This window comes from Glycomyces dulcitolivorans, assembly GCF_003265355.1.
Lineage (GTDB): Bacteria > Actinomycetota > Actinomycetes > Mycobacteriales > Micromonosporaceae > Glycomyces > Glycomyces dulcitolivorans.
In genome coordinates this window covers 1-19,095 of sequence record NZ_QFRW01000310.1, presented here as the reverse complement: position 1 = coordinate 19,095, position 19,095 = coordinate 1, and the positions used below count along the sequence as shown (strand labels likewise).

General features: G+C 69.9%; 17 protein-coding genes. 12 read left to right on the top strand and 5 right to left on the bottom strand.

Features of this window, described 5'->3' with window-relative positions:
• The first annotated feature begins 4 nt into the window (after positions 1 to 4).
• Positions 5 to 3,616, top strand: a complete 3,612-nt coding sequence (gene mfd / locus DI269_RS22035; RefSeq protein WP_112139877.1) for a transcription-repair coupling factor — start codon at positions 5 to 7, stop codon at positions 3,614 to 3,616.
• A gap of 122 nt (positions 3,617 to 3,738) precedes the next feature.
• Here mfd and DI269_RS22030 read toward each other — a convergent pair whose 3' ends face one another.
• Positions 3,739 to 4,458, bottom strand: a complete 720-nt coding sequence (locus DI269_RS22030; protein WP_112139875.1) for an SDR family NAD(P)-dependent oxidoreductase — start codon at positions 4,456 to 4,458, stop codon at positions 3,739 to 3,741.
• Between the two features lie 129 nt (positions 4,459 to 4,587).
• On the opposite strand from DI269_RS22030, the gene DI269_RS22025 reads away from it, so the two are divergent.
• The 5 genes from DI269_RS22025 to DI269_RS22005 all read left to right on the top strand — a co-directional run bounded on the left by DI269_RS22025 (position 4,588) and on the right by DI269_RS22005 (position 9,024).
• Positions 4,588 to 5,736, top strand: coding sequence for an epoxide hydrolase family protein (locus DI269_RS22025; protein WP_112139901.1), 1,149 nt, complete (start codon positions 4,588 to 4,590; stop codon positions 5,734 to 5,736).
• 19 nt (positions 5,737 to 5,755) lie between these two features.
• Positions 5,756 to 6,178, top strand: a complete 423-nt coding sequence (locus tag DI269_RS22020; protein ID WP_112139872.1) for a hypothetical protein — start codon at positions 5,756 to 5,758, stop codon at positions 6,176 to 6,178.
• Positions 6,179 to 6,238: 60 nt separating this feature from the next.
• The gene (locus tag DI269_RS22015) at positions 6,239 to 6,829 is read left to right on the top strand and encodes a hypothetical protein (protein WP_112139870.1); all 591 of its coding nucleotides are present in this window, start codon (positions 6,239 to 6,241) and stop codon (positions 6,827 to 6,829) included.
• Between the two features lie 83 nt (positions 6,830 to 6,912).
• Positions 6,913 to 8,085 carry an NAD(P)/FAD-dependent oxidoreductase gene (locus tag DI269_RS22010; protein WP_112139867.1) on the top strand — a complete coding sequence of 391 codons (1,173 nt, stop codon included), beginning with the start codon at positions 6,913 to 6,915 and terminating at the stop codon, positions 8,083 to 8,085.
• A 9-nt stretch (positions 8,086 to 8,094) separates the two neighbouring features.
• Complete coding sequence (locus DI269_RS22005; protein ID WP_112139865.1) at positions 8,095 to 9,024, top strand: sigma-70 family RNA polymerase sigma factor; 930 nt, start codon at positions 8,095 to 8,097, stop codon at positions 9,022 to 9,024.
• 41 nt (positions 9,025 to 9,065) lie between these two features.
• On the opposite strand, the gene DI269_RS22000 is transcribed toward DI269_RS22005, so the two are convergent.
• From DI269_RS22000 to DI269_RS21985, 4 genes are all read right to left on the bottom strand, one after another.
• Positions 9,066 to 9,944: a hypothetical protein gene (locus tag DI269_RS22000; RefSeq protein ID WP_112139863.1), complete on the bottom strand. Its 879-nt coding sequence runs from the start codon at positions 9,942 to 9,944 to the stop codon at positions 9,066 to 9,068.
• A complete protein-coding gene (locus tag DI269_RS21995; protein ID WP_112139861.1) occupies positions 9,944 to 12,034 on the bottom strand; it encodes a hypothetical protein in 2,091 nt (696 codons plus the stop codon). The genes DI269_RS22000 and DI269_RS21995 overlap by 1 nt, the downstream gene beginning before the upstream one ends.
• Positions 12,031 to 13,002 carry a nucleotidyl cyclase domain-containing protein gene (locus tag DI269_RS21990; protein ID WP_112139858.1) on the bottom strand — a complete coding sequence of 324 codons (972 nt, stop codon included), beginning with the start codon at positions 13,000 to 13,002 and terminating at the stop codon, positions 12,031 to 12,033. The genes DI269_RS21995 and DI269_RS21990 overlap by 4 nt, the downstream gene beginning before the upstream one ends.
• A 107-nt stretch (positions 13,003 to 13,109) precedes the next feature.
• Positions 13,110 to 13,784: a Crp/Fnr family transcriptional regulator gene (locus DI269_RS21985; protein WP_112139856.1), complete on the bottom strand. Its 675-nt coding sequence runs from the start codon at positions 13,782 to 13,784 to the stop codon at positions 13,110 to 13,112.
• A 179-nt stretch (positions 13,785 to 13,963) separates the two neighbouring features.
• Here DI269_RS21985 and DI269_RS21980 point away from each other — a divergent pair, with 179 nt between their 5' ends.
• The 6 genes from DI269_RS21980 to thpD all read left to right on the top strand — a co-directional run bounded on the left by DI269_RS21980 (position 13,964) and on the right by thpD (position 18,907).
• On the top strand, positions 13,964 to 14,509 hold the full coding sequence (locus tag DI269_RS21980) for a hypothetical protein (protein ID WP_157975155.1): 546 nt from the start codon (positions 13,964 to 13,966) through the stop codon (positions 14,507 to 14,509).
• Entirely contained in the window at positions 14,506 to 15,456 is a 951-nt protein-coding gene (locus tag DI269_RS21975) for a MazG family protein (RefSeq protein ID WP_112139852.1), read from the top strand. The genes DI269_RS21980 and DI269_RS21975 overlap by 4 nt, the downstream gene beginning before the upstream one ends.
• Positions 15,457 to 15,638: 182 nt before the next feature.
• Complete coding sequence (gene ectA, locus DI269_RS21970; RefSeq protein WP_332871989.1) at positions 15,639 to 16,148, top strand: diaminobutyrate acetyltransferase; 510 nt, start codon at positions 15,639 to 15,641, stop codon at positions 16,146 to 16,148.
• Between the two features lie 143 nt (positions 16,149 to 16,291).
• Positions 16,292 to 17,566: a diaminobutyrate--2-oxoglutarate transaminase gene (gene ectB, locus DI269_RS21965; protein ID WP_112139847.1), complete on the top strand. Its 1,275-nt coding sequence runs from the start codon at positions 16,292 to 16,294 to the stop codon at positions 17,564 to 17,566.
• Positions 17,563 to 17,976, top strand: coding sequence for an ectoine synthase (locus DI269_RS21960; protein WP_112139845.1), 414 nt, complete (start codon positions 17,563 to 17,565; stop codon positions 17,974 to 17,976). The genes ectB and DI269_RS21960 overlap by 4 nt, the downstream gene beginning before the upstream one ends.
• Before the next feature lie 43 nt (positions 17,977 to 18,019).
• Positions 18,020 to 18,907 carry an ectoine hydroxylase gene (gene thpD / locus DI269_RS21955; RefSeq protein WP_112139843.1) on the top strand — a complete coding sequence of 296 codons (888 nt, stop codon included), beginning with the start codon at positions 18,020 to 18,022 and terminating at the stop codon, positions 18,905 to 18,907.
• Positions 18,908 to 19,095 lie beyond the last annotated feature (188 nt).

Below are 19,095 nucleotides of genomic sequence, written 5' to 3'. Positions count from 1 at the left end.
GCGAATGTCCGAAGGCAAGCCGAAGCTCGAAAGCCTGCTCAAGGCGGCCGCCGCCGCGCCGAAGCTCGCGAGGGTCGCCGAGCTCGCGGCCGGGTCCGACCGCCCGGTCGACGTCGTCGCCGTCCCCGGCGCGCGGCCCCTGGCGCTCGCCCAGGCCGCCCTGCACGCCGACGGGCCGGTGCTCGCGATCACCGCGACCTCCCGCGAAGCCGAGGAGCTCGCCGAGTCCCTCGCGTCGTTCATCGCCGAGGACGACATCGCGTACTACCCGGCGTGGGAGACCCTCCCGCACGAGCGGCTCTCGCCGCGCTCCGACACCGTCGGCGCCCGCCTGGACCTGCTGCACCGCATCCACGCCGGCGACGTCCCGCGCGTCATCGTCACCCCCGTCCGCGGCGCCCTCCAGCCCCAGCTCAAAGGGTTGGGCGCGCTCGAACCGGTGCACCTGCGCCGCGGCGACGAGACCGACCTGACGGGCCTGGCCGCGCACCTGGTCGACCTCGCGTACGAGCGCGTCGACCTCGTCGAGAAGCGCGGCGAGTTCGCCGTCCGCGGCGGCATCCTCGACGTGTTCCCGCCCACCGCGCAGCACCCGCTGCGCCTGGAGTTCTTCGGCGACGAGGTCGACTCGATCCGCGAGTTCTCCGTCGCCGACCAGCGGTCCCTCGACGCGGCCGACGAGCTCCGCGCCGTCGCCTGCCGCGAACTGCTCCTCACCGACGAGGTCCGGGAGAAGGCCGCCGCGCTCGCCGAGGACTTCCCCGGGCTCGGCGAGATGTGCGCCAAACTCGCCCAAGGCATCCCGGTCGAGGGCATGGAGTCGCTCCTGCCCGCGCTCGCGGGCCCCGGCAGCCTCGAACTGTTCCAGGAGGTCCTGCCGCGCAACGCGCTCGTCGTCGCGATCGAGCCCGAGCGCATCCGCACCCGCGCGCTCGACCTCGTCGCGACCTCGAACGAGTTCCTCGAAGCGTCCTGGGCCGCCGCCGCGGCCGGTGCCGAAGCGCCCGTCGACCTCGGCGCCGGCACGTTCCACGACCTCGCCGAGGCGCGCACCGCCGCGCTCGCGAAGGGCCAGCGCTGGTGGACGATCTCGCCGTTCGCCGCCGCCCCCGAGGAGGACGCCGTGGCCGCCGAGCTCGCGGCGATCACCGGCGAGCCGCTCACGTATGGCGGCGTGCAGGACGACTCGCTCACGGTGGACCTCGGGATCACCGAATCGCCGCGCTACCACGGGAACACGGAGCAGCTCGTCGAGGACATGCGGTCCTGGGTGCGGGAGGGCCGCGCGGTCGCGGTCGTCTACCCGGCCCTCGGCGGCGCCGAGCGCGCGGCCGAGCAGCTGCGGGCCGAGGGGATCGGCGCGCACCTGGAGCCCGCGCCGGAGGCGTTCGGTCCCGGCGAGGTCATCGCGTGCGTCGGCACGCTCGCGCTCGGCTTCAGTGACGCGTTGGTCGTCGCGGTCACCGCCGCGGACATCGCGGGCGGCAAGGCCCTCGCGAGCCAGCGGCCCCGGAAGGGCAAGGCCACCAAGCGGCGCGGCGTCGTCAACCCGCTCGAACTCTCGCCGGGCGACTACGTCGTCCACGACGCGCACGGCGTCGGCAAGTACGTGGAGATGGTGCGCCGTACCATCGCCGGGGCCGACCGCGAGTACCTCGTCATCGAGTACGCGCCTTCGAAGCGCGGCCAGGGCCCGGACGTGCTGTTCATGCCGACCGACGCGCTCGACCAGCTCACGCGGTACGTCGGCGGCGAGCAGCCGACGGTCCACAAGCTCGGCGGCACCGACTGGCAGAAGACGAAGCGGCGCGCCCGCAAGGCCGTCCGCGAGATCGCGGCCGAGCTGATCCAGCTGTACGCGGCCCGCCAGGCGGCCGAGGGGCACGCGTTCAGCCCCGACACGCCGTGGCAGCGCGAACTTGAGGACGCGTTCCCGTACATCGAGACCCCCGACCAGATGTCGGCGATCATCGACACGAAGAACGACATGGAGGCGCGCGTCCCGATGGACCGCCTCGTCATGGGCGACGTCGGCTACGGCAAGACCGAGGTCGCGGTCCGGGCCGCGTTCAAGGCCGTCCAGGACGGCAAGCAGGTCGCGGTCCTCGTCCCGACCACGCTCCTGGCGAGCCAGCACTACGGGACGTTCCTCGAGCGCATGGGCCAGTTCCCGGTGAAGATCAAGCAGCTGTCGCGGTTCCAGTCCGCGCGGGAGGCCGCCGAGATCCAGCGCGGCATCGCCGCGGGCGAGATCGACATCCTCGTCGGCACGCACCGGCTCCTCCAGGCCGAGACGCGGTTCAAGGACCTCGGGCTCATCATCGTCGACGAGGAGCAGCGGTTCGGCGTGGAGCACAAGGAGAAGCTGAAGGCGCTGCGCACGGCCGTGGACGTCCTCACGATGTCGGCGACGCCGATCCCGCGGACCCTCGAAATGGCGGTCACGGGCATCCGCGAGATGTCGCAGATCTCCACGCCCCCCGAGGAGCGCCACCCGGTGCTCACCTATGTGGGCGCGTGGGAGCCCAAGCAGGTCGCCGCCGCGATCCGCCGCGAGCTGCTGCGCGACGGGCAGGCGTTCTACCTGCACAACCGGGTCGAGTCGATCGACCGGGCCGCGACGCGCCTGCGCGAGCTCATCCCCGAGGCCCGCGTCGCGGTCGCCCACGGGAAGATGACCGAGACGCAGCTCGAAGGGATCATGCAGGGGTTCTGGGAGGGCGAGTACGACGTGCTCGTGTCGACCACGATCATCGAGTCCGGCATCGACATCCCGAACGCGAACACGCTCATCGTCGAGCGCGCCGACCTCCTCGGCCTCTCGCAGCTGCACCAGATCCGCGGCCGCGTCGGGCGCTCGCGCGAGCGGGCGTACGCGTACTTCCTGTACCCGCCGGAGCAGCCGCTGTCGGAGACCGCGCACGAGCGGCTCGCGACGATCGCGCAGCACTCCGAGCTCGGCGCGGGCATGTACGTCGCCATGAAGGACCTGGAGATCCGCGGCGCCGGGAACCTGCTGGGGGCCGAGCAGTCCGGGCACATCGCCGACGTCGGCTTCGACCTGTACCTGCGGATGGTCGGTGAGGCCGTCACGTCGTTCAAGGGCGGCGGCGAGGAGCCCCCGGCCCCGGTCAAGGTCGAGCTGCCGCTGGACGCGAACATCCCGTTCGACTACATCGAGGTCGAGCGGCTGCGCCTGGAGATGTACCGCAAGATCTCCGAGGTCCACGACGAGTCCGAGCTCGACGAGGTCCGCGAGGAGATGGAGGACCGCTACGGGCCCTCCCCGGAGCAGGTGCTGACCCTGTTCCACCTGGCGCGCTTCAGGCTCCTCGTCCGCTCGCACGGCCTCACCGACATCGCCTTGCAGGGCAAGAACCTCCGGTTCTCCACAGTGGATCTCCCGGATTCGAAGCAGCTGCGCCTCGGCCGCCACTACCCGGACGCGCACTACAAGGCCCCGGCCGGCCTCATCAGTGTCCCGCGGCCCACGACCTCCCGCGTCGGCGGCAAGCCCCTCGAGGGCCTGGCCCTGCTCCAGTGGTGCGCCGACCTGATCACCGACATCGTCCCGGAGGCCCCGCCTGCGACGGTCCCGGTGACGGACGAGGACTGAGGCACGGCTCACTCACCCGATCGGGTGCGGGGCGGGGCCGGATTGTCGGACCCGGCCGGGAGGGTGGGGGTTCTACTTGTTTACTTACCCAACCAAGGGTGGGTAGTCCGCCCCCGCCCGGCTCAGGCCTGCTCGAAGTAGAACGACTTGATGAAGCAGTCGCGCGGCTGCCCGATCGCGAAGCGGACGCAGTCCACGAGCGACCGGGCGGTCAGCGCGTCGCCGTTCACCTTGGGCGCGTTCCACTCGGGCCCGAGCGGGTCCGGGTTGTCGAAGTCCGGCGGGTACAGCGAGATCACCCGGACCCCCTGCGGGCGCAGGCGCTTCGACAGGACCTCCGTGAACCCGGCCTGCGCCGACTTCGCCGCGTAGAACGCCTCGTGCGCGGCCGACCGGTGGTTCCCGTACTCGCCGCACCCCGACACCATCGTCACCACGTCTGGCCTGGCACTGCGCAGCAGCAGCGGCAGCACCGCCTTCGTCACCAGCACGGTCCCGGCCGCGCCCGCGGCGATCGTCTCCACGATCCGCTCGTCGCCAGCGTCCGCGAAATCCCCGTCCAGGTACGGCGCGCCATTGTTGACCAGCACGTCCACCGCGCTAGTCGTCTCGGCGAGCGCTTCGGCGAACTCCCGCACCGACTCCGCGTCGGCGAGGTCGCACTCGAACGCGTGCGCGCGGGCGCCCACGTGCCGGACCTCCTGCGCCGTCGCCTCCGCCGCCGCGAAGTCCCGCGCCGACACGAACACCTCGGCCCCGTCGCGCCCGAGCGCGATCGCCAGCGCCCGCCCGAACCCGCGCCCGGCCCCGGTGACGACCACCCGGTATCCCGTGAACCCCATCGCGACCTCCCGATCCGTAGGACTCCCAGTGTCCTCACCGCAGAGAACGCGTCAAGCCCTCGGACCCGGTCCTAAGTCTTCAGGTCAATCAGGTGGACGGACCGCCCCCGCTCTGATTGCATGGGCCCGATGGAGGCACCGATCGCCGAGTTCCGCATCGACGTCCCGCAGGCCGCGCTCGACGACCTGCACGACCGGCTGCGCCTCGCGCGCTGGCCCGCCGCGAGCCCCGAACCGGGGTGGGCCCGGGGCGTCCCGGTCCTGTACCTGCGGCGCCTCGCCGACCACTGGCTGCACCGCTACGACTGGCGCGCCCACGAAGCGGCCCTGAACGCGATCCCGCAGGGCCTCACCGAGATCGAGGGCCAGCGGGTCCACTTCCTGCACGTGCGCTCGCCCGAACCCGACGCGCTGCCGCTCGTCGTCACGCACGGCTGGCCCGGGTCGGTCGTCGAGTTCCTGAAGATCCTCGGGCCCCTCTCCGACCCGCGCGCCCACGGCGGCGACCCCGCCGACGGGTTCCACGTCGTCGCCCCCTCGCTGCCCGGGTTCGGGTTCTCGACGCCGCTGTCGGCGCCCGACTGGGACCACGCCCGGATCGCCCGCGCGTGGCTCGCGCTCATGGACCGGCTCGGGTACGACCGGTTCGGCGCGCACGGCGGCGACACCGGGTCGAAGGTCTCCCCGGCGCTCGGGCGCCTCGCCCCCGACCGCGTCGCCGGCGTCCATGTCAACGGCGGCCTCGAACTCCCGCCGCCCGGCGACCCCGGCCTCGCCGACCTCACCGCCGACGAGCTGAAGCGCCTCGAATCCGTGCGCGACCTCGTCCGCCACGGCACCGGCTACGCCGACCTCCAGTCCACGAAACCGCAGACGATCGCCTACGCGCTCAACGACTCGCCGGTCGGCCAGCTCGCGTGGATCGTCGACAAGTTCCATGACTGGACCGACCCCGCGGCGCGCCTCCCCGAGCACGCCGTGGACGTCGACCAGCTGCTCACCAACGTGACCCTCTACTGGCTCACCGGAACAGGCGCGACCTCGGCGCACCAGTACCGCGCGACCCGCGACGAGCCCGCGCCCGCGTACTCCGGCGTCCCGACCGGTGTCGCGGTCTTCCCGACCGATCCGGCGATCCGCGGGCTCCTCGAACGGTTCCACAACGTCGTCCACTGGTCCGAGTTCGACCGCGGCGGGCACTTCGCGGCCATGGAGGCCCCCGACCTCCTCGTCCAAGACCTGCGGGACTTCTTCCGCCCCTTGCGCAGGCCGGTATGAAGTAGCGCACAATGACCCCATGGGCACTCCGACCGAGCCGCGGCCGCTGACCGTGCGGCTGCTCCTGGCGCTGCTCGTCCTCAGCTGGATCGACTTCATGGCGGTGCTGGTCCCCGAGTACTGGGCGTGCGGGCCGCACGACGCCGAATGCGAGCGGATGGGCTACACGAGCCCGGTGTTCCTCACGGTCCTCGTCGTCGGCGCTTCGCTGCTCCTCTTGTACGCCTTCGCGATCTGGCACCGGCGCGCGTGGGCGTGGTTTCTCGCGGTCGTCACCACCGGGGTCCCCGCGATGGTGCTCCTCGCCGAGTTCGACTCGTGGATCGCGGCCCCGCCCCTGGAGAAGCTCGCGGGCGTCCTCGACCTCACCTGCCTCGGACTGCTCGTCTCGCCACCGGTGTGGCGCTGGGCCCGCGTGCGGCCCTCGGAAACCGGCGAATAAGGGGACCCACCAGCGGCTTCGCAGACGTACCCTGGAGGTACCAAGCCTTTGGGAGCGCCCGTGAACAGCCCCATATCTCCCGGCCCCGCACCGCTCTACGACAAGCCGCACTCCGTCGACCTCGCGCAGGTGACGCTGGTGTTCCAGTACTTCATGCTGGTCAGCGTCAGCCTCGGGCTCGGCCCCCGCCTCCTCGGATGGGTCGAGGACCAGTCGCACGACATCCCCGGCGTCGCCGAACTCGAAGCGGCACTTCCGGTCGGGACGACGTTCCCGATCGCGATCGTCCTGCCGCTCATCGCGGTCCTGACCGTCCCGTACGCGATCATCGTGTTCCAGCTCGGCCACGGCCGCCGCTGGGCCCGGACGTTCGCGATCCTGTTCGCCGTCGGCAACACGCTCATCGGCGTCACCGGGGTCCTGCGGACCTACGGCGAGATCACCGCGCTCGTCGTCGCGCCGTTGTGGATCATCCTGACGCTGTGCGTCATCGGCGGCCTCGTCTCGCGCAGCGGCCGGCAGTGGTTCGCGCAGGGCGGCTGGACCCCCTGGTACGTCCGGTACGAGATGGACCAGCTCGACCACCGCCGCTACCTGAGCCGCGGCGGCCGGCGCCGCGTCCCCGCCGGCGACGAGGACAGCGCCGACTGAGACGCACTGCACACCCACCACCTGTCATGGATCGCGGCTCTGCCCCGTTCAGAGGCCGAGCAAGCCAGACAGGAGTGAGACCAATGCAGCACCGCATCACCGTCCTCGGCGCCGGATACGCAGGCACCTGGGCCGCCGGCTACCTCGCCCGCCGCCTCCGCCGCGAGGACGCCGCGATCACCGTCGTCAACGCCGAACCCGACTTCGTCGAACGCCTCCGCCTCCACCAGGTCGCGGCCGGGCAGGACCTGAAGCCGCGCCCGCTCGCGGACGTGTTCGCGGGCACCGGGATCCGCTTCCGGCAGGCGCGCGTCACCGCGGTCGACGCCGACGCGAAGGCCGTGTCCCTCGACGACGGCGCGATCGAATACGACACGCTGCTGTACGCGCTCGGCAGCACCGTCGCCGACCGCGGCGTCCCCGGCGTGGCCGAGCACGCCCACCACGTCGCCGGCCGCCCCGCCGCGCTCCGCCTCCGCGAGCGCCTCGACGGCCTCGCCTCCGGCACGGTCCTCGTCGTCGGCGGCAACCTCACCGCGATCGAGGCCGCCACCGAGATCGCCGAGTCCCGGCCCGGCCTGCGCATCGTCCTCGCCACCTCCGGCGAACTCGGCGGCTGGCTCGGCGCCAAGGCCCGCCGCCACCTCCGGGCCGCCTTCGACCGGCTCGGCATCGCGATCCACGAGCACGCCGAGATCACCGAAGTGACCGCCACCGGCGCCGTCGCCGACGGCCGCGCCTTCACCGCCGACGCGACCGTCTGGGCCGCGGGCTTCGCCGCCCACCCGATCGCCGCCGCCAGCGGCCTCGACGTCCACGAAACCGGCCAGATCCTCGTCGACCGCCAGATGCGATCGCTCTCCCACCCCGGCGTCTACGCCGCGGGCGACAGCGTCTTCAGCCTCGCCGAGGACGGCGAAGTGCTCCCGATGTCGTGCGCCTCCGCCGGGTTCACGAGCATGCAGGCGGCCAACGCGATCATCGCCGACCTCACCGGCACCCGCGCCGACCGGATCCCACTCGCCTACTACGGCAACCACATCAGCCTCGGACGCAAAGACGCGGTCTTCCAGGCGTTCCACCTCGGCTCCCGCTCCACGAGCTGGTCCCTCCAGGGCCGCACCGCCGCCCGCCTGAAGAACGGCATCCTCACGGGCGCCGCCTACGGCGTCGCCCACCCGACCTACGGCCTCCCGCTGCGCAGGCGCCGCCTGAATGCAGCGCGGACCCACGCGAACCAGACGGTCCCCGTTTAGAGTCGGGAGATGGACGACACCGACCGCTTCGAGGCCAGCCGGAACCGGCTGGCCTCCCTGGCGTACCGCCTCCTCGGCTCGGCCGCCGACGCCGAGGACGTCGTCCAGGACGCGTTCCTCCGCTGGCACGCCGCCGACCGCGACCTCATCGACGTCCCCGAAGCCTGGCTGACCACAGTGGTCACCAACCTCGCCCTCGACCGCCTCCGCTCCGCCAAGGCCCGCAAGGAACGCGCCGTGGGCAACTGGCTCCCCGAACCCCTCCTCGAAGGCGACCCGATGCTGGGCCCGCAGGACACGGTCGAACAACGCGAGTCCGTCTCGATCGCCGTGCTGCTCCTCCTAGAACGCCTGACCCCGGTCGAAAGAGCGGTCTACATCCTGCGAGAAGCCTTCTCCCACAGCCACAGTGAAATAGCGAAGATCCTAGACATCACCGAATCCGCGTCTCAGCAACACGCCCGAAGGGCGAGGCTCCACATAGCAGCGGAACGCCGCACGGAAGTCTCCCGATCCGAAGCCCTGAAGATCGTCGAAGCGTTCGTCACCGCCGCCTCCTCCGGCGAGACCGACCGCCTCATCGAACTCCTCACCGCCGACGCCACCGGCGTCACCGACGGCGCCGGCCTCATGGCCGCCCTCATGCACTACACGGGCGCCGAGCAGATGGCCCGCATCCTCCGCGGCGGCTTCAAACCCACCGACGCCAAACGCCGCCTCGCCGGCGGCTCCCCCTCCATGCACGCCTCCGTCGTCAACCACGCCCCCGCCCTCATCGCCACCGTCGACGGCCGCGTCGTCGGCACCATCATCCTCACCATCCGCGACACCCAGATCGCCCACGCCGCCTCAATAGCCACCCCCACCCACCTCACCCGCCTCAACACCCAATGGCAATCCACCCCCCGTGAACAACCCCCGCTCATCACCGACTGGTGACCGGAGAACCCGGACCGCCTATCGCCCCTTCGCGCGGCCGGTTAGGAGCGGGTGGCCTGAGCGGGGATGCCCGCATCCGGGTCGTCGGGATCTTCCTCATCTCGGATACGGGACGGCATGGTGCGGTTGGGGATGAGGCTTTCGGCTTCTTTCGCAAGCACGTCCTCGCCGTACTTCTTGTATATCCCCGCGAGCGCGACGCCGATCGCCGCCCGCTTGTCGTCCGTCGCCCCTTCAATGAACCAGTCGAGGTCGAGGATGAGCGGAAGCTTCGACGGGTTGGCGTCGGGGTGGAGGCGGCGGTCGAGCCGATAGAGGAGCTCGGCCATGTTGGGGAGGTCCTCGACCTTGTCGACGTTCTGGGCCAGCCACCACATCGTGGCGTTCCGGGGGCTCTCGAAGACGGATTCGAGGTAGGCGACCTTCTTTCTCAGGCGTTCGTCCGCGAGGTCCTCCGCGAACCCGTGCTTGACGGCTGCAAGCTGCTTGGGGTCCACGTCGATCCCGATGCACTCCGCGGTGATGCGGAAGTCATGGCCGGGCATCGGCTGCTCGTTCATGAAGACGCCGTTGAGCTCGTGTCGGAGCTGGTCCTTCTGCGGGAGTGCGAGTTTGACCGATTGGTCCTTGCCGGTGCTGAACAGCAGCGACTCGACCTCGAGCAGCGGCGGCTCCCGTCCTTCCGTGCCGGACCGGGTGGAGGTGTAGTGCACCTTGAAATTGCAGTCGAACTGGTAGTACAGGTCCTTGCTCGGCAACGCGACCTTCGCTTCCAGTTCCTGAGTCGCGGAAGCAGAACCGAACTGCTGCCGGTACAGCGGGTCCTCAGTGAAGCCGTTGAAGATGCCGAACCGGTAGTGGGCCCAAACGAGGAGGCAGACCACGCCGATGAGGCTGAGGATGAGAACGAGCGCAAGCATTAGAGGGGCACCTCGATTTCGAAGACGCGGTTGTACATGTAGAGGGCGAGTTCCCTGGTGCGGTGGGAGAGGTGCGAGTCCTCCAGGGTGAGGGACTTGGCTGCCTGTGCGACCTGGCCGATTGCGCGGTAGTCTCCCGCCGCCGACTCGACCAGGAGGTCGACCATGCGGTTGCCGTCCGATCCGTCCAGCTCCGCCGCGAGGATGAGCCAGGCGCGGGCCGCGAGTCGGAACGATGCGGAGTCGGCGTTGTCGAACAGCATGTGCCAGAACGAGTCCGCAACGCCGAAGGGCTCGTCGAGCAGTTGGAGGGGATCGCGTTTCAGCTTGTCGACGATCTCAGGCTTGTCGCAGATCCGATCGAGGATCTCCGCGATCTCCTCGACGTTGACTTGATCAGACCCGACCTGCCAGAAGTGGAAGTGGCCGAGTAGTTCGGTGAGGTGCAGATGCCCGGTCGAATCCACGATGGCTTCGAACGCGGCCTTCGCGATGATCGCATTTTCCGACCCGGTGAGTTGCCGGAGACGGAACAGAGCATTGCCCGGGAAGCGAATGAGGTAGTCCTCGTCGGAGCAGGTCTCAAGCGCCGTCCACTGGAACTTCAGGTTGTCGCTGCGGCTCCAGTCGTAGAGCCGGTTTCGGATGCCGGGGCCGATCACGGGGTCGAGCGCACCGCCGAGCATGAGCACCGGCGCGAAGGGCCAGAGGGTCGGAGGCCAGCTGTTGAGAATCAGCTTGGCGTAGTCCTTGAGCATCCCGTCGTTCTCGGCTGTCGAGGTGAGGACGACGAGTCGCCTCGGCAGCCGGGAGAGCTCCAGGTGATCCGGGGTCAAGAGGAGCCTTCCGAGCCATTCCGTGATCGGTTTCCGCCAGTTCGGGTACTGGTTCCAGACGTGGCGGAGCACTTCATCGCCGATCTCGGGGTTCTTGAAGGTCGAGCCTTCGACGTTGAAGTCCTCACGGATGAGTTCGAGCTTCTGGGTGATCCCGGGCTCGTCCAGCAGTTCCTGTCGCGCTCCCTCGACGCGGGTGGCGTCGAGCAGGGCGTCGGAGGCGGCTGCGATGGCGCTTGCGGGCAGCTGCTCCAGGGCGGCGGCTGCGATGAGCACCGCCTTGCCGCGCGGGTCGAGTTGCTGTTCGAGGAGGTTGCGAATCGTCTCCGACGGGTTGCCGAGCCTGCTGCCGAGCAGATCCTGGAACTCGTCGGGCGTGATGCCGGCAGGGGCGTGGTTGAGGATTTCGGCCATTGTCCGGGCGAGCGGCGGCCATGCCGTACGGCGGATGTCGCGGAAGAAATCGGATTCGAGTACCTCCACGACATCCGATTCGGGCCGTTGGAAATGCCGGTCGAACACATGCTCGGGCGGCAGGCGTTCGAGGTCGAAGACGGTGTCCGGGAAATTCTTCCTGAAGCCGGGCCGGAACTCGATCTCGACGGCGAGCACGAGATGGCACGAATGCCGCTTGAGCAGTTCGCGGAGAAGGTTGGCCTCCTTCGGCAGATCCTCCTGGAACGCGGAGTTCTGCGAGATGTCGAGGACGACGACCGTGGGCTCCCCGATACCCCGGAGGTTCTTGCCGAACTCCTTGATGCTTGTTGCGAGGAGCCGCTTCGCCGGAAGTGCCTCCCTGTCCGCGAACGCTTTGCACCGCTGATTGACGGCGCTGGTGAGGCCGGTGTAGCGGGTCGAGGCCAGGATCAGAAGGTGTTCCTCGGCGAGAGCCTTGAAGTGGGCCTCGACGTCCGGGACGGGGAGGAGATCCTCCACCTCGACCTCGGGTGACTCCTGGTTGGACGCTGAACCGAAGAGCCTTCGGAGATCGTCAGCGGCGTCACTGCCGTCGACCCAGAACTGGAACTGGTTCCTTTCGAAGATCTTGTAGTCCTGGTTGACCGTGTCGGCATTGAGGGCGCCGGTTGCGCCCGGCCCAGAGACGTCGCCGGTCTGTATCTTCTGGTCGACGCTTTCGGCCTGCTCCCCCAATGCCTCCTGCGAACCTTCACGGTCCTTTTCCACTGCGGCATCGGCGCTGGTGCCGGTCTGTTCTTCTGCGTCGATGACCGGCTTCGGGGCGGAGGCGTTCACGGGTGCTCCCATCCTTCAGGGGTGCGACGGTGCTTGCCGTCGCCCTGCTCCCACGGAACCTGGTTCAGGCGCACGTCGCGGCCGGCGGTGCTCTGGTCGCCCGCGACATGGGTCTGGTTGACCGTGCCGGCGTTGACGACGCCCATCGCGCCGGGACCGGAGACGGGACCGATGTCGTTCTGTTGGAGACCTCCGCCGACACTGCCGATCATGTTCGCCACGCCGCCTTCGGACTTGACGTCGCCGCGCAGGTAGTGCCCGGCTGGGCGTTCGACCCGCTCTTCGAGAGGGACGTGTGGTTCCGGTTCGGTCTCCTCGGCGCAGAGCAGTCCCTCGCGCAGCAATTCGCCTGAGGGCGAGGGCACATGGAGGAACGCGGTGGCGCGGTAGTCCTTCTCCTCGATCGTGATGTCGGCTTCGATGAACTCGCTGAGCCTGAGCCACAGCGGGTTGCGGGCGACGGTGAAGTCGAAGACCGATGCGGTGAGGGCCGCGGCCAGGAACGTGGCCTCCGGGTCCGAGCGCCGCAGGAGCTGCCTGGTCGCCTCGGCATCGGCGATCCGGCAGGCGTCGACGACGGTGCGGTTCGGTGCGACGTCGACTCGCCGGTCGGCGATGCCCTGGACCGGGCCGTAGGAGATGCCCATCCGCATCCGCACCCCGGAACCGTCCCGCAGATGGAGTTCTCGCAGGCTGGACTGAAGGGCGTTCGGAAGCCGGTCCACGATCAGCGGGAGGCGGGACTCGTCGAACCCGGCCACGATCCCGTCGCCCTGGTTCTGCATGAAGGCATGCGCCGTATAGGTGTCGGCGAGTCCGCTGCGCTCAAACGCCTGCTCCACGGCGTCCCGGAAGGAGGAGGCGATACGGGTGCTCTGCGCGTCGGTGAAGCGCCCGAAGCGCTCGATGTCGAGCGCGAGGACGGTGAGGTACCGGTCTTCGGCCTGGGAGAGTTGGGAATCGGACATGGAGGGGGCTCCTTCGCTCGTGGTGAGGTGTGCAAATCTCATCGTCTGCGGCAGAGGCGGTTCCGCGCTGTCCGATGTCGGATGAATCTGGGAAGCACTCGGATCGTCTACCGCGGATTGGCATGGCGGGCCAGGGCCGCCATGTCGAGAACGCGCAGCGGCGCCGGCAGCGTCCGGATCAGGCCGTGCCTTCTCCACTGGCCGAGGACCAGGGTGACCGAGCTGAGAGCGACGCCTAGCGAGTCGGCGACCTGTCCCTGAGTCATGGGGATCGTCGGATCCGCGCCGACACGGGCCGCCCCGATCACCTCCAGGAAGAGCAGGGCCACGCGCTGCTCGGTCTGGAGGTTCGCGGCCCGCCAGATGCGCTGGCCGCCTTGCCGGATCTTGCCGAGGATGTACCGCTGGAGGAGCTCCTCGCAGCGGTGCCGCCGGATGAAGTCCTCGAACCGGGCTGAGCTCAACGCCGTCACCTCGCAAGGTTCGAGCGCCCACACCGAGGCCATGTGCTCGCCGTGGTCCTGATAGGCGTACTCGCCGAGCAGATCGCCGGGGCCACGCACCGCGATGAGGGCTTCCTTGCCCCCGGGCTCGGTGTGGACTACGCGGACGCGCCCGGAACGGAGCGCGTATACCACGCCAGTCTGGAAGCCTTGGGAGAGGAGCAGGTTGCCGCCGCGCAGGGGTGAGCTGACTCCGGCTCGGAGCAGTTCGTCCCACTGGTCCGGCGGCAGGAGCCCTTGGAAGCCACGGCTGGGGAGGTGTGGCGGAGGTGTGTTCACCTGACCTTCATACCGGCAGTCAATATGAGGTTCTGTCTGATCAAGGACATCACATGGTTGAAAGGGCCGCTCGGAATCGAGCGAGGTGGGGGGATTGTGGAGGCTTCTGGCGTGAGGCTAAGGTCACAGGGGCAGTCGAGTGGAAGGGACGTTCCGTGCGCGGATACAGATTGGGGGCGGTGGCATCGTTGCTGCTGCTCGCCTTGGGGGCCTGCGGGAGTCAGCAGGGGGCGGCGCTGTTCGTCGGGGACGAGCGGGTGCCTGAGACCACGATCGACGGGTACGTCACGACGATCGCGGACTTCCGCGCGGAGCAGGGCGAGGACCTGAGCATCCACGACTACGCCGGGGACCGCGAGCAGGTCGTCGTGTACGTCCTCTACTCCGAGCTCGGCCAGGCCGTCGGCCTCGACCCCGTCGACAGCGCCGGCGCCGACGAGCTGGAGGCCATCGCGCTCGAAGCCGAGCAGTACTTCCAGCAGCTCGTCGCGCAGTCCGAGCCGCGGCCGCTCACCGACGCCGAGATCGAGGCCGCCACCGCCGCGGCCGCGACCGACGCGAACGTCGCCGGGTACAGCCAGGGCGACCTGGAGCTCCTCGCCGGGTTCACCGACGACCTCGCCGGGTACATCGAGGAGTACGACATCTCCGTGAACCCCCGCTACGGCGACTTCGACCTCAGCCCGCTCCCCTCGGTCTTCCCCGTCGAGGTCCCGCAGCGTTGAGCACCGTCACCTGGCTCCTGACCTCCCCCCGCATCCCCGCCGGCCTCCTCTCGGTCGAGGCGTGGGACGCACTGCACGAGGCCGAGGCGGTGGCCGCGTTCGACGAGACGCCCGCCGTCGCGGCCATCCGCGACGCCGGGATCGACGTCGACATCGTCGAGGACGCCGCCGAGTTCCTCGAAGAGGGCGGCGTCTGGATCGTCGGTGAGGACGGCGACGAGGAGCTGCGCGAAGCCCTCGCCGAATACGTCGCCGGCGGCGAGATCGAACTCGAAGTCGTCTACGGCTCATGGGATCCGCCCGGCGCGCGCCTGCTCGACCTCGTCGAGGCCGTCGCCCGGCTCCACGCCGAGGACGGCTGCCCGTGGCACCGCGAGCAGACCCACGGGAGCCTCGCCCCGTACCTGCTGGAGGAGTCGTACGAGGTCCTCGACGCCATCGCCGGTGGCGACCCCGACGAGCTGCGCGAAGAGCTCGGCGACCTCCTGTTCCAGCCGCTCCTGCACGCCTCGCTCGCCGAGGACTTCGACATCGACGACGTCGCGGGGGACCTGGTCGAGAAGATCGTCCGCCGCCACCCGCACGTGTGGGGCGACGCCGATCCCGAAGACCTGTACGAGAACTGGAACGAGGCGAAGGCCGCCGAGAAGCCAGACCGCGACCACCCGGCCGACGGCGTCTCCCGGCAGCTGCCCTCGCTCGCGCTGGCCGCCAAGGTCATCGAGCGCTTCAGCGACCAGGGCGAGACCTTGGACCTGCCCGAGCTCCCCGACGGCTTCAAGCTGGAACCCGACCAGGTCGGCGACTTCCTGCTGGCCGCCGTGAACGCCGCGCGCAGCGCCGGGGTCGACCCCGAGCTCGCGCTGCGGCAGGCGATCGGCGAGCGCGCCGGGCTCGAACGCCTTGACGCGCAAGGCCACGGCAGCGAGGAGCCCGAGGTCTACTGAACCTGTGCGTAAAACTTCACAATAATGTTCTGTTGGCCTTAACAATCGCGGCGATCCTTGCTACGGTCGTCCCCATGCCAACCGGTGACGCAAGTGCCGACGGCCCGGCAGGGGCCGGCACCCAGGTCAGAGGATCGAGCGGCTCCGCCACGGGACCGCTCGATCCGGTCACTCCGCTTCGACTGGGCTCTTTCGAGTTCGGCTCCCCGAGCCCGGCCGACGGAGGACCCATGGAACGGCTCGCCCGCGAATCGGGGGGCCTCGACGTCAACTCCAGGTATGCGTACCTGCTGTGGTGCCGCGACTTCGCGGACACCAGCGTCGTCGCTCGCGCGGGAGGGCGCCTGGCGGGCTTCATCACCGGTTACCGGCGCCCGGCCGCACCCGACACGCTCTTCGTGTGGCAGGTGGCCGTGGACCCGGACTTCCGCCGCCGCGGACTGGCATCGCGCATGCTCGGCCACCTGGCCGAACGCGTGCGCGCCGAGGGGGTCCGCTTCGTCGAAGCGACCGTGACCCCCGGCAACAAAGCGTCGCTGCACCTGTTCGAGTCGTTCGCGAACGCGAACCACACGGACCTGACGCGCGACGTGCTGTTTCCCGAGCACGAGCTCGGCTCCGGACACGAACCCGAAGTGCTGCAACGCATCGGGCCGCTAGCGCGCCCGATGCACGGGCACGTCCGGAACTGAGCCCGCCCTACCCGGGCACCGGCAAGCCGAGCACCTCTACGGCTCGCAGGCTTCGCCGAGGCCGACCCGGGTAAGCGCCCGTCCGCGGCAAGCGCGCGGACGGGAAGCGGGGGACCGCCGAACAGGCCGACCCAGAGAGACTCATGCAGGTTTTCGAACAGGTCGAATCACAAGTCCGCTCCTACTGCCGCAACTGGCCCGCGGTGTTCGCCACGGCCAGGGGCAGCCGCATCACCGACGAGCAGGGAAGATCCTATGTGGACTTCTTCGCCGGTGCGGGATCGCTCAACTACGGGCACAACCACCCCGCGCTCAAGGAGGCCCTCCTGGCCTACCTCGCGGAGGACAACGTCGTGCACACCCTCGACATGTACTCCACCGCGAAGCGCCGCTTCCTGGAGGCCTTCCGCGACCTCGTGCTCGCACCCCGCAACCTCGACTACAGGGTCCAGTTCCCCGGCCCCGCCGGGAACAACGCCGTCGAGGCCGCGCTCAAGCTGGCGCGCAAGTACACCGGCCGCGAGACCGTCGTGTCGTTCACGAACGGCTTCCACGGCATGACCCTCGGGGCCCTCGCCGTCACCGGGAACTCCATGAAGCGCGGCGGCGCGGGCGTCCCGCTCAACAACGCCGCGACCATGCCCTACGACAACTACATGGACGGGCGCACGCCCGACTTCCTGTGGCTGCGCAGCCTCCTCGAAGACCCCGGCTCCGGCCTCGACCGGCCCGCCGCGGTCATCGTCGAGACCGTCCAGGGCGAAGGCGGCATCAACGTCGCCTCCGACGCGTGGCTGCGCGGCCTCGAACAGGTCTGCCGCGAGCACGAGCTGCTGTTCATCGTCGACGACATCCAGATGGGCTGCGGGCGCACCGGCCCGTTCTTCTCCTTCGAGCGCGCCGGGATCGCCCCGGACATCGTCACGCTCTCGAAGTCCCTGTCCGGCATGGGACTCCCGTTCGCGCTCACGCTCATGAAACCGCACCTTGACGTGTGGGAGCCCGGCGAGCACAACGGCACGTTCCGCGGGTTCGCACCGGCGTTCGCGACCGCCACCGCCGCGCTGGAGACGTTCTGGCGCGACGACGACCTCACCGCCGCCGTCGACGACCGCGCCGACTGGCTCGACGGCGAACTCAAGGGCATCGCCGAGGCCCACCCGGAACTCGGGATCTCGACCCGCGGCCGGGGCCTCGCCCGCGGCCTGGTCTTCGACGAGCCCGCGCACGCCGGCCAGGTCTGCCAGGAGGCGTTCGCGAACGGCCTGCTCATGGAGACCTCCGGCGCCGAGGACGAGGTCGTCAAGCTCCTCCCGCCGCTGACCACAACCAGGGACGACTTCGAGGAGGGCATCGGCATCGCCCGCGAAGCCGTTGCGGCGGTGGCGAAAGAGGCCGAGGCGAAGGAGGCCGCATGATCGTCAGAAGGCTTGAGGACCTCGTCGGCACCGACGCCGACGTCGAAGGCGGCGACCGGGACCGGGCCGCCGGGACCTGGCGTTCGAGGCGGCTCCTGCTCGCCCGCGACGGGACCGGCTTCTCCCTCCACGACACGGTCCTCTACGCGGGGACCTCCACGACGATGCACTACGCCAACCACGTCGAGGCCGTCTACGTCATCGAAGGGTCCGCGAAGCTCCGCGACCTGGAGAGCGGCGAGGTCCACGCGCTCGCGCCCGGGACGATGTACGTCCTGAACGGCCACGAGCGGCACGTCCTCGACGTCGAGAGCGACCTGCGCTGCGTGTGCGTGTTCAACCCGCCGGTCACCGGCCGGGAGGTCCACGACGCCGACGGCGTGTACCCCCTCATCACCGAGAACGACTAGCGGCGCGCCGCATCCCTTGCGGCGCAGAGAGGAACGAACGACCATGTCGCCAACCGACCTCTATCCGACCCGGCGGTTCGACCAGCCGCGACTGATCTACCGCACCGAGGACCCCGCCGTCTGGGGCCGGCCCGCCGACGGGCCGCTCGCGCAGCCGCACCTCGACGCGCACCGGGCCGACGGCTTCACCGCCGTCGAGCAGCTGCTCAGCCCCGCCGAACTCGCGGCGGCCCAGAACGAGGTCGAGCAGCTCCTGCACGACCCGTCCCTGGCCGGGGACGAGCGGGTCGTGCGCGAGCGGACCACCGACGAGGTCCGCTCCGTGTTCGACGTCCACAAGATCTCGCCGTTCTTCGCGGCGATGATCCGCGACGACCGCATCGCCGGGGTCGCCCGTCAGATCCTCGGCTCGGACGTGTACGTCCACCAGAGCCGGATTAACTACAAGCCCGGCTTCGGCGGCGCGCCGTTCGAATGGCACTCGGACTTCGAGACCTGGCACGCCGAGGACGGCATGCCGCGCATGCGGGCGGTGAGCCTCTCGCTCGCGATGACCGAGAACCACCACTTCAACGGCTCGCTGATGATCATGCCGGGCTCGCATCAGACGTTCGTCTCGTGCCTGGGCGCGACTCCCGAGGACAACCACAGGTCGTCGCTGGTCCGGCAGGAGGCCGGCACGCCCGACCAGGCGTCGCTGCGGCTCCTCGCCGACAAGCACGGCATCCGCCAGTTCACCGGCCCCGCCGGGTCGGCGGTGTGGTTCGACTCGAACTGCATGCACGGCTCGAACGGGAACATCACGCCGTTCCCGCGCTCGAACCTGTTCATCGTGTTCAACTCGATCGAGAACTCTCTGGTCGAGCCGTTCGCGGCCGCGAAGCCGCGCCCGGAGTACCTGGGCTCGCGCGACTGGCGGGTCCTGAACTAGGGCCTGTCCGGTGGGTCAGAACGGTCGGGATCCGGCCTCGCCCTGACCCGCAGGACAGGCCCCGGCCGCGGTCCCGGGGGCGGGACGCGAGGCGGGCCCGGCTCGAAAGAGCCGGGCCCGCCTGCTTCTTTGGGAGGGAAGGAAGTCCGCCACCGCACCGGCGGCCCGGTCAGTCGCCCAGGACCGGT